The 9521-nt window shown below is 62.6% G+C and carries 11 protein-coding genes and 1 pseudogene; 7 read left to right on the top strand and 5 right to left on the bottom strand.

Going from position 1 to position 9521, the window contains the following annotated elements:
* Positions 1-261 precede the first annotated feature (261 nt).
* Positions 262-1023: an N-acyl amino acid synthase FeeM domain-containing protein gene (locus VQ045_RS11150; protein WP_327647577.1), complete on the top strand. Its 762-nt coding sequence runs from the start codon at positions 262-264 to the stop codon at positions 1021-1023.
* Positions 1024-1051: 28 nt separating this feature from the next.
* Here VQ045_RS11150 and pqqE read toward each other — a convergent pair whose 3' ends face one another.
* The 4 genes and pseudogenes from pqqE to pqqA form a co-directional block, all read right to left on the bottom strand.
* Positions 1052-2191 (bottom strand): pyrroloquinoline quinone biosynthesis protein PqqE, encoded by a 1140-nt coding sequence (gene pqqE, locus VQ045_RS11145; protein WP_331830156.1) that lies wholly within the window; start codon positions 2189-2191, stop codon positions 1052-1054.
* Positions 2188-3221 (bottom strand): annotated as a pseudogene (gene pqqC / locus VQ045_RS11135) (pyrroloquinoline-quinone synthase PqqC). The gene pqqE and the pseudogene pqqC overlap by 4 nt, the downstream one beginning before the upstream one ends.
* A complete protein-coding gene (gene pqqB / locus VQ045_RS11130) occupies positions 3218-4132 on the bottom strand; it encodes a pyrroloquinoline quinone biosynthesis protein PqqB (RefSeq protein WP_331830161.1) in 915 nt (304 codons plus the stop codon). Before pqqB ends, pqqC begins: the two are co-directional and overlap by 4 nt.
* A gap of 42 nt (positions 4133-4174) precedes the next feature.
* The gene (gene pqqA / locus VQ045_RS21995; RefSeq protein ID WP_206455397.1) at positions 4175-4252 is read right to left on the bottom strand and encodes a pyrroloquinoline quinone precursor peptide PqqA; all 78 of its coding nucleotides are present in this window, start codon (positions 4250-4252) and stop codon (positions 4175-4177) included.
* 205 nt (positions 4253-4457) lie between these two features.
* On the opposite strand from pqqA, the gene meaB reads away from it, so the two are divergent.
* Complete coding sequence (gene meaB, locus VQ045_RS11125) at positions 4458-5468, top strand: methylmalonyl Co-A mutase-associated GTPase MeaB (RefSeq protein ID WP_331830160.1); 1011 nt, start codon at positions 4458-4460, stop codon at positions 5466-5468.
* Between the two features lie 53 nt (positions 5469-5521).
* Positions 5522-6328: an NYN domain-containing protein gene (locus tag VQ045_RS11120; protein WP_331830153.1), complete on the top strand. Its 807-nt coding sequence runs from the start codon at positions 5522-5524 to the stop codon at positions 6326-6328.
* A 42-nt stretch (positions 6329-6370) separates the two neighbouring features.
* Here the strand turns inward: VQ045_RS11120 and VQ045_RS11115 are convergent, their stop codons facing one another.
* Complete coding sequence (locus VQ045_RS11115) at positions 6371-7372, bottom strand: asparaginase (RefSeq protein WP_331830152.1); 1002 nt, start codon at positions 7370-7372, stop codon at positions 6371-6373.
* 78 nt (positions 7373-7450) lie between these two features.
* Here VQ045_RS11115 and VQ045_RS11110 point away from each other — a divergent pair, with 78 nt between their 5' ends.
* The 4 genes from VQ045_RS11110 to VQ045_RS11095 all read left to right on the top strand — a co-directional run bounded on the left by VQ045_RS11110 (position 7451) and on the right by VQ045_RS11095 (position 9507).
* Positions 7451-8197: a DUF3750 domain-containing protein gene (locus tag VQ045_RS11110; RefSeq protein ID WP_331830151.1), complete on the top strand. Its 747-nt coding sequence runs from the start codon at positions 7451-7453 to the stop codon at positions 8195-8197.
* A 158-nt stretch (positions 8198-8355) separates the two neighbouring features.
* Positions 8356-8565, top strand: a complete 210-nt coding sequence (locus tag VQ045_RS11105; protein ID WP_327623750.1) for a hypothetical protein — start codon at positions 8356-8358, stop codon at positions 8563-8565.
* On the top strand, positions 8566-8796 hold the full coding sequence (locus VQ045_RS11100; protein WP_327623751.1) for an RNA-binding protein: 231 nt from the start codon (positions 8566-8568) through the stop codon (positions 8794-8796). It begins immediately after the preceding gene.
* 69 nt (positions 8797-8865) lie between these two features.
* Positions 8866-9507 (top strand): hypothetical protein, encoded by a 642-nt coding sequence (locus tag VQ045_RS11095; RefSeq protein WP_327623752.1) that lies wholly within the window; start codon positions 8866-8868, stop codon positions 9505-9507.
* The last annotated feature ends 14 nt before the right edge of the window (positions 9508-9521 follow it).

The raw sequence follows: 9521 nt of genomic DNA, 5'->3' as shown, positions 1-9521 counted from the left end.
ATCTTTCTTCATGGCGTTGCTCTCCTCAGTGGAATCGGCACCCCGAGCCTAACGGCTCAAGGCGGGCAACGCCGCCCACTTCAGAGTTTCAACAGAGACCGGGACATTCCCTCCAATCGGAAAGTAACACGGCAGCCGCGAGCGCCCTCCAAACGCTTTGTTAACCCTTACCAAACATTTATTGCATCGTTACAATTTTCGCTATCGTGAATGACAAATAATTAAGCTAGACTGCCTTTGCTATTTGTAGAGGCGCAACAAATGTCCAGATTTTCGCGACGAATATCCCGCGACCCCGATAGCAATAATACCGATATCCTTGCGATAACCGATTATCATATCGCAAATAATACAAAGAGTCGGGATGATATATATCGATTGCGCTATCGATCCTACCGTAGGGAAGGAATAATATCAGAAAATTCAAGACAGTTCTTTTTCGATAAATATGATTTCGACCCCAATGCTGTTGTCTTCGGAACTCATATCAATGACTACCTTGCCGGCTCAATCCGCATTCATCTGCTTTCCAAAGAGAACCCTACAAGTCCTGCGCACGACACCTATCACGATATTCTGAGTCCGCTTCTGCGGAATGCCGAAACGATGATCGATCCGAGCCGGTTCGTAATTGACCCGGAGGCCCGAACAACGCCACTCTTGCCATTCTCTGTGATCAGGCTGGCCTGTATGATGGCCGAGCATTTCGAGTCCGATTGGATGCTCGCCACCGTTCGGCCCGAGCACGCGGCGTTCTATAAGCGTTTCTGCTCGTTAGAACCGATGTCCGAGCTGCGTCCCTATCCCGGACTGAGCTGTCCACTCATGCTGCTCGGGGCACGCAACAAAGATGTCCAGGATCATGTGTTCGCGCGGTATCCGATCTTTTCGTCCACCCTTGCTGAGCGCCTTGCCTTGTTCGGTACCGAGCGGGCGATCGAGCGCTTCGGCATGGGTCCGGCCAACGATAGCGACGACAATTCTCCCCAACTTCTCCGAGAGCACTCGTCCGGACAATTGTAACGAGCGGGCAGTGCGATCTGCCTGACTCTCATCTTTTCCGAAACCCGCGATAGGTCGCCGCGCCGGGATCGGCAACCGTCGAGGCCTCGGTCGTGGCGATCTCGCCGAGCCGTTCGTGGAAATCGGATTTGACGCAGGCGGGGTCCGCGTTCGCCGGGTCGCCGGTCAGCGCCAGCGCCTGGCAGCGGCAGCCGCCATAGTCGACATGCCGGCGCTCGCAGGAACGGCAAGGCTCCTTCATCCAGGCAGTGCCGCGATAGGCTTCGAAGGCCGGCGACGACGCCCAGATATCGGCGAGGGAATGGTCCCTCACCGACCAGAATTCCAGATGCTCGATCGTCTCGGCCGCGTGGCAGGGCAGCGCCTTGCCGGCCGGCGTCACACTCAGCGTGCGTGTCCCCCAGCCGCCGTTACAGAGCTTGGGATATTTCGCGTAGTAGTCCGGGAAGACGGCGTCGATGACCAGCGTGCCCTTCAGCCGCTCGCGCGCCGCCTCGACCTCCCCGATCGTCCGGTCGACGTCCTCACGCGCGGGCATCAGCTGCGCCCGGTTCTTCAGCGCCCAGCCGTAATATTGCGTATGTGCGATCTCCAGCCGCTTGGCGCCGAAGGCGACGGCCTTGTCGATCATGTCCGGCAACTGATGGATGTTCATCCGGTGGATCACCGCGTTGAGGGTCAGCGGGAAGCCGCGCGCGACCACCGCGCGGGCGAAGACCTCTTTCTTCTCAAAGCCCCCCTTGTAGCCCGCCACCCGTTCGGTCACGCCGGCGTCGGCGCCTTGCAGCGACAGCTGGATGTGGTCGCAGCCGGCTTCGAACAGGGCGTCGAGCTGCGCCTCCGAAACGCCGATCCCCGAGGTGATCAGATTGGTGTAGAGCCCGACCTCGGCGGCGTGGCGGGTCAGTTCGACGATGTCCTTGCGGGCGGTTGGTTCGCCGCCGGACAGATGGATATGGATGACTCCGAGTTCGGCCGCCTCGGTGAAGACCCGCTTCCAAGTCTCGGTGTCGAGCTCGGACGATCGCGTGTCGAGCTCGAGCGGGTTCGAGCAATAGGTGCAGCGCAGCGGGCAGCGGTGGGTCAGCTCGGCCAACAGGCCCAGCGGCTGCGGCGCCGGCCGCTCCGCCGCTTCGGCGGCGGGCTTGGGAAAGACCGCCTCGTTCATAGCGTCACCATCTGCTTGTCGCGAAGCTCGATGAGGAAACTCTCGACATCCGGGCGGATCGTCGCTTCGTCCGCCGTAAACGTCTCCGTCAGCTGTCGCAGGATATCCCCGAACGTGGTCTTGCCATCCACCCGCTTGAGGATTTCCGTCGAAACCTGATCGGCGTTGAAGATGCGTTCCGGCCCGACCAGGATGAACTGGCCGCGCGTCTTGTCCTCGCGAAAGCGAACGCCGTGCGGCAGTTTGGGCACCGTATCGTCGGCGATCGCGGTCATGCCGCCCCGCCTCCTTCCCGTAACCCTTCGCCCGGACGCCACGCGTCCGGCGGGGTCAGTCCCGGCTCGACATAGGCGAAATGCAGGGCATCGAGTTGCGCCCAGAGCACCTGGCATTTGAACCGCAAGGCGTCGAGGACGGCGCGCTGTTCCTCGGGCCGGCGTGCATTGTCGAGGCAATAGGCGAGCGCGAAATCGGAATCGCGCTTGGCCTGCACTGGCCGCTTGTCGAAATAGGTCAGCGTTTCCTTCGAGATGAAGTCGTAATGCTCCAGCATCCCCCGCACGCGAGTGCCAATGACATTTGGCGAGAATAGTTCAGTCAGCGACGAGGCGATGGCTTCCAGCAGCGTCCCCTCCTGGACGAAATGGACATAAGCATCGACCGCAAAGCGCGTACCGGCAAGAATGCCGACGCCGGATTCCACATAGGCGCGATCGAGACCGACGCCGTCGGTGAGCGCGATCCATTTCTCGATGCCGCCGCGCTGCCCCTCCTCGCCGTCATGGTCGATGATCCGCTGGCGCCATTCGCGCCGCAGTTCGGCAGTCTGCAGCCGGGCGAGAATGTAGGCATCCTTCACCGGGATCTGCGACTGGTAATAATAACGGTTGAGCGCCCAAGCCTGCACCTGCGTCCTTGTCAATTCGCCGTTCTGCAATCGCTGCTGAAACGGATGCAGATGGTGATAGCGCTCCGCTCCAATCCGCCGCAGCGCCGCCTCGAAATCCTCGCGTCCCATCATGGCTTTCATGGCACGATCTCCATCCCGTCTTTCGCCACCTGCCAACCGGCAGCCTCCACCATTTGCCGCTCCCTGGAATCCTCGATCAGGATCGGATTGGTGTTGTTGATGTGAATGTAGGCGCGGCTTGCGATATTGAGCCCGTCGAAGGCCGCAAGGCTGCCGCCCTCGCCGGTGATCGGCATATGGCCCATCCGGCGACCGGTCTTTTGTCCGACACCGGCCTTGGCCATCTCGTCGTCCGTGAACACGGTGCCGTCGAACAAGAGCGCGTCGGCCTCCCTGACCCTGTCGCGCAGCCGATCGGGCACGGCCGCGCAACCGGGGATGTAATAAGCTGTCTTACCGTGCGCCGTCAGACGCACACCGATCGTCATCTCGCCTTCCTCGCCGACATCGACCTCGCCCTCTTCCAGGTAGAGCGGCACCTTGCCGGGAACGGAGAACACCTCGACTTGAAGCCCCGGCACCGGCTCGAACGTCTTCCCCATCATCACCGGCCGTCTCGTCACATGCGCGGGATCGAGAACCGAAAAGATCGGGTTGTCGGCGATGACGCCGAGAACGCCAGCCGTGCCGTAGAGCGGGAACGACTGTTTCTCGCGCAAGGTCAAAAGGCCGGCGACATGATCGACATCGCCGTTGGTCACCAGGACCGCGCCGATGGGCGAGGCCCGCCGCTGATCCGCGGACGTCCCGGCGGCTGGCTGCAATGGTGGTGATCGCAAGATCTGCTCGCGCAGATCCGGCGATGCGTTGATCAGCAGCCAGTTGCGTCCGTCGGCGGTCGCGGCGATCGAGGATTGCGAACGCGCCATCACGCGGCTGTCGCCGGCCCAATAGAGCCGGCAGACATCGCACAGGCAATTCCATTGCGGATAACCGCCGCCAGCGGCCGAGCCCAAAACGAAAAGCCGCAGGCGGGCCTCGACCCGCCCGCGGCTGTCAGGTGCTGCCACCGATTAGAATTCGATCGGCATATAGCCGTTGATTTCCATCGCAAGGCAGACTTCCGTGAGAACAGGTTTGTTCCAGGCCATGGTACTTCTCCCAAAGCATGGCGGCTGGCGATACGCGCAAAGCCGCCTTTAATCGTTGCCCACCATCGAAGGCCTAGCAAACATGGCGTTCCTTCGGTAGTCATTGCCGTTCACAAGCCCGTTTCAGGCACGAGATCGGGAGGTTTTCCCACATCCTCGACGGCGCCCGATCGGGGGTACCGACAGCCCGACCACACCGGTGATCATGACCCCTTTGCCCGATCCCGACGACCTGGCCGACCGCGTCCGCGAAGGCGAGCGCGCCGCGCTGAGCCGCGCCATCACCCTGGTCGAATCGACCCGGCCCGAGCACAGGGGCGTCGCCGCCGCCGTCCTCGATCGGCTCGCCCCGGACACCGGAGGCGCGATCCGTATCGGCGTCAGCGGTGTTCCCGGCGTTGGCAAGTCGACGCTGCTCGATGCCTTCGGCTCGATGCTGACGACCAAGGGACACAAGGTCGCGGTGCTGGCAGTGGACCCCTCATCGGTCCGCTCCGGCGGCTCGATCCTCGGCGACAAGACGCGAATGGCGCGCCTCGCCGTCGACAAGAATGCCTTCATCCGCCCCTCCCCCTCTTCCGGCACGCTCGGCGGCGTCGCCGCGAAGACGCGCGAGACGATGCTGCTTTGCGAGGCGGCGGGGTTCGACGTGGTCATCGTCGAGACGATGGGCGTCGGACAGGCCGAGGTCAGCGTCGCGGACATGGTCGATCTCTTGCTGCTGTTGATGATCGCCGGCGGCGGCGATGAGCTCCAGGGCATCAAGAAGGGCATCCTCGAAGTCGCCGACATCATCGCCATGAACAAGGCCGACGGCGACAATGCCGGGCCGGCGCGGGCCGCCGCCGCCGAAATCCGCTCGGCGCTGAATATCCTCGCGCCGCGTTCGGCAGCCTGGACCGTCCCGGTGCTCGCCGTCTCCGGCATGACCGGCGCCGGCCTCGACGATCTGTGGACCGACATCGAGCGCTTCCGCGACATCCACCGCCGCGACGGATCATGGGACGACCGGCGAGCCGAGCAGCGGGTGCGCTGGCTCCGGACCAGTCTTGACGAGGGCCTGCGCCGGCGCATTCTGTCCGGGGCTCGCTGGCGTGCCGAAATCACCGCTGGGGAGGAGGCCGTGAGGGAAGGGGAACGGGCGCCGAGTGCCGTCGCCGAAGCCATCCTCGACCGGCTGGGGTTGCCGAACAGACCTGAGAACGGGCAAGACTGACGACGGCCCGCAGCCGTGTCCAGTGATCGCCAGCCACATACGAGGAATCCTTCATGTCTGCTTCAAGACCCGACAAGACCGACCGGCTGGCCGTGCTGATCGATGCCGACAACGCCTCCTCGCGCATCGCCGACGGCCTGTTCGAGGAGATCGCCAAGATCGGCGAGGCGAGCGTGAGGCGCATCTACGGCGATTTTTCCAGCCAGCGTTCAAAGGGTTGGGCGGACGTCCTGTCGCGCCATGCGATCATCCCGCAGCAGCAATTCGCCTATACGACCGGCAAAAATGCCTCCGACATCACCCTCGTCATCGACGCCATGGACCTTCTCCATAGCGGCCGGTTCGACGGCTTCTGCCTGGTGTCGTCGGACAGCGACTTCACCCGGCTCGCCGCCCGCATCCGCGAACAGGGCGTCGACGTCTACGGCTTCGGCGAGCAGAAGACGCCGGAAAGTTTCCGGCAGGCGTGCCGGCGCTTCATCTACACCGAGAACCTCCTGCCCGGCCGGGTCACGGCGGAGAAGGACAACGGCGACGCGCCACCACTGGCCAAGCCGCAGCAAGCGGCGGACCTTCTCAAGCGGGTGATCGAGCAGATGGACACCGAGGATGGCTGGGTGAATCTCGGCAGTTTCGGCAAGCAGCTTCTGAACCTGTCCTCGGACTTCGATCCGCGCACCTACGGCTTCAAGAAGTTGAGCGATCTGGTCCGCTCGACCAAACTGTTCGAGGTCGACGACCCGGAAGGCGGCAGCGTCGAAATCCGGCTGAAGCCGCAGGCGGCGGAAAAGCCCCGCCCCTCTCGCTCCCGCAGACCGGCTAGCCGTCCCCCAAGCCAGCCGAAAAGCGACTACAGCTAAGCCTCGACCTCGATCGAACGCCGGGCCGACCGAGGCCTTGCCTCAGCGCAGGACCGCACGTACCGCGCCGACCGTGATCTTTTCCCAGTTGCGCAACGTCTTCGACGCCAGCGTATCGAAGCGTCCGGCCAGCGCCGCGTCGTCGCGGCGAAGCGCCTTGCCGATGACAGCGGCGACCAGCGCCTCGCTCGCCCGCGTCCCGCCGTCATCGATCTTCAGCGCAAAGCCAAGGCCGAGATCCGGCAGGGCGCCGCAGAAAACGCCCTCGGCCCCGGTCTTGGCGAACACCTGGCCGGGCGCGGCCTGCATCAGCTTCTCACAGGCGCGGCCAGTGCCGGACATCTCCCAGGGCGCGGCCATGCAGGCCTCGATCAGCCGGCGTCCCGCCGCCGCGCGCTCCGGGGCAATGCCCTCACCGCTGACGAGCTTGGCGAAGCCATGCGCGAAACTTTTGAGCGGCGCGGCATAGGTCGGGATCGAGCAGCCATCGGTGCCGCAAACATCGTCGCCAAGTTCAGTGCCGGTCAGATCCTCGATCGCGGCCTTCGCCCTTTGCTGCACCGGATGATCCGCCCGGACATAGCCACGCGGGTCCTCGCCCTGGTGCACCGCCGTGCAGAGAAACCCGGCATGCTTGCCCGAGCAATTATTGTGCAGCACCGTCGGCTCGCCGCCGCGCCGGGCGAGATCGAGCGCGACCGGCAGATCGAACGGCCAGTGGCAGCCGCATTCGAGTGCGCCGCCGTCGAGCCCGCCCTTTGCCAACATGGCGGCGGCGAGCGTCACATGCCCCTCTTCGCCCGAATGGGAGGCACAGGCGAACGAGAGTTCCCGGTCGCCGAAGCCGAATGCGTCTGCCGCGCCGCTCTCGATCAGCGGGATCGCCTGAAACACCTTGATCGCCGAGCGCGGAAACACCGGACGCGCGATATCGCCGGCCGAGGCGATGACGGCCCCGGCGCCGTCGACCAGCGCGAAGGCGCCGCGATGGACGCTCTCGACCAGATCGCCACGGGTCACTTCCACGAGAACGGGGTTTTCCATCACTCACCTCGGTCCTACAACTGCCTTGAAGTGGGCGCTCTAGCAGCCGTTCCGCTTTCCCGCCACCGTCAGGACCCGATGCATCTGTTGAAATGGCTCTCTGTCGTCGTCGTGGCGGTCTATCTCCTGCCCGCAGCGCTCGCCGCGCTTTTCTGGTGGACGAGCGAACGTCCCCTCTCCTGGCGCCAGGCCGACTGGAGTTCGGCGTCGCTCCTCCCGACAGCCAGCATCAACGGGGACGCGGCGCTCTACATTCTCGCCGCGCGCACCGGCGGCCTCAAGGGCGCCATCGCCGATCATTCCTGGATCGTCGTCAAAGACAAGGGCGCCGGCGCTTACGAGCGTTGGGACAAGGTCGGCTGGGGAACGCCGGTTCGGCGTAACAGCCAACCCGCCGACGGACGCTGGTATTCTAACGATCCCCGGGTGGTCGTCGCGGTCACCGGCACGCGGGCGGAAGCCTTGGTCCCGAAGGTGCGCGCCGCCATCGCCGCCTACCCTTATGCCGAGCGCGGCGGCTACGACATCTTTCCCGGACCGAACTCCAACACCTTCGTCGCTCACGTCATGCGAGCCGTCCCCGGCATCGACGCGACGCTACCGACGGCGGCGGTCGGCCGCGACTATCCGTCCGAGGGTCATATCTTCTCGATCGACCCTGACCGCCAAGAGTTGCGCCTGTCGCTTTGGGGCTATGCCGGCATCGTCGCTGGCTGGAAATCGGGGCTGGAAGTGAATTTCCTCGGCCTTGTCGCCGGCATCGATCCGTGGCGGCTGGCGGTCAAGGTGCCGGCCTTCGGGACCTATGCGCTGCTGGGGGCGTGATTATTTGCACCGTCGACTGTCAGAAAGCGATGATCTGCATTGGCAATCGCATGATCATTTGGGTAGTGTCTCAGTTTGAAATCTGAAATTTGAGCCGCCCCTTATCGCGCTGGCCGCTCGCTTCCTATATGCTTGGCGTAAAGCATAGGAGGTTGATCATGTCCGATGAAGACATCGATATCTGGGGCCGCTTGATAGAGGTGGCTAACCGCGACTTCGACGGGCACCTCACCATTTTGAAGTTCACAACGAATTGGCGGGTGGGATTTGTCACGCCAAGCGAACGCGAAATCATCGAAGATATGGCCGTTGGCGACACGTTCGCGGAAGCGGCTTCCAATGCACTCTACCCTAAGCGAGATAGCTGAATGCCCACCGGACCTAAAGGCGAAAAGCGCCCCGCCGACGTGATCGGTAATGCCGTCCGCGTCATGCGCATTGCGACCGGTGAGGAAGAGGAAACCGTCACCGACGACGGCAAGGACAAGGCCGCTCAGGAGATGGGCCGCAAGGGTGGCGCCGCTCGGGCGAGGAACATGACGCCGGAGCGGCGGGCCGAGATTGCAAAGAAAGCTGCGGAAAGCCGGTGGAAGAGATGACATCACAGTTGACCATGTTAATTTTTTCGGCCACAAATGAGGTCCGAAAAATTAACATGGAGCCAGCCCGTGACCGCTACCCGTATCCTATCGCAGGACTATGAAGTCGGTTCGCGTCTCGATCACCTTGGTCTGACGGCTAGTGAATTCATCGAAGTCGTTAAGCGCGCGGTGGCAGCCAAGGCGAGCTTCGTCCTGAACTTCCCATTGAATGCCGCTGGACAGCTTTCATACATCCACGGCACTGGCGCTTTGCGAGACGTGCTTCGCCTCAAAGGCTGGCAGATTGATCGCGCTGGGAACATAGAGGCTACATATAATCCGAAAACTGGGATGAAGATCGTTTTTCAGAATTCTGATAGTGCCTGTGAAGACAACCGCAGCCCAAAGGCAATTTCTGAGAAAGGCCCAGCTGCCGCGAGGGCTGTTGATTTAGGGCAAATGAATTTGTTTGCTGAATTCGAAGCCGAAGAGCAGGAGCGGCACTCACGTGAGAACGCTTCCCTCTGGTATCTCTACGTGTACATCAACGGCGATGATGTGCGAGCAGAACTGTCATTTCCGAGGAGTATCGAGGATAAGCAGTTCAAAGAATTCAACGAACGCATCTACATCATTAAGCCGGGCGAATGGGCCAGCATAATGCCCAAGAACGTTGACGACGGAATGCCTGGTCAGGATTTCGAGATCAGCGTCACACGCAAGAAGTAGCGGCTATGTTCAGC

Source organism: Aurantimonas sp. E1-2-R+4, assembly GCF_036549515.1.
In the GTDB taxonomy this organism is placed as follows: domain Bacteria; phylum Pseudomonadota; class Alphaproteobacteria; order Rhizobiales; family Rhizobiaceae; genus Aurantimonas; species Aurantimonas coralicida_A.
This window is presented reverse-complemented; position numbering and strand designations above follow the sequence as displayed.

Bases quoted from the DNA above. Each gene is read 5' to 3' on its own strand.
- VQ045_RS11150 (WP_327647577.1), top strand. From the start codon at position 262: ATGTCCAGATTTTCGCGACGAATATCCCGCGACCCCGATAGCAATAAT.
- pqqE (WP_331830156.1), bottom strand. From the start codon at position 2,191: ATGAACGAGGCGGTCTTTCCCAAGCCCGCCGCCGAAGCGGCGGAGCGG.
- pqqA (WP_206455397.1), bottom strand. From the start codon at position 4,252: ATGGCCTGGAACAAACCTGTTCTCACGGAAGTCTGCCTTGCGATGGAA.
- meaB (WP_331830160.1), top strand. From the start codon at position 4,458: ATGACCCCTTTGCCCGATCCCGACGACCTGGCCGACCGCGTCCGCGAA.
- VQ045_RS11120 (WP_331830153.1), top strand. From the start codon at position 5,522: ATGTCTGCTTCAAGACCCGACAAGACCGACCGGCTGGCCGTGCTGATC.
- VQ045_RS11115 (WP_331830152.1), bottom strand. From the start codon at position 7,372: ATGGAAAACCCCGTTCTCGTGGAAGTGACCCGTGGCGATCTGGTCGAG.
- VQ045_RS11110 (WP_331830151.1), top strand. From the start codon at position 7,451: ATGCATCTGTTGAAATGGCTCTCTGTCGTCGTCGTGGCGGTCTATCTC.
- VQ045_RS11105 (WP_327623750.1), top strand. From the start codon at position 8,356: ATGTCCGATGAAGACATCGATATCTGGGGCCGCTTGATAGAGGTGGCT.
- VQ045_RS11100 (WP_327623751.1), top strand. From the start codon at position 8,566: ATGCCCACCGGACCTAAAGGCGAAAAGCGCCCCGCCGACGTGATCGGT.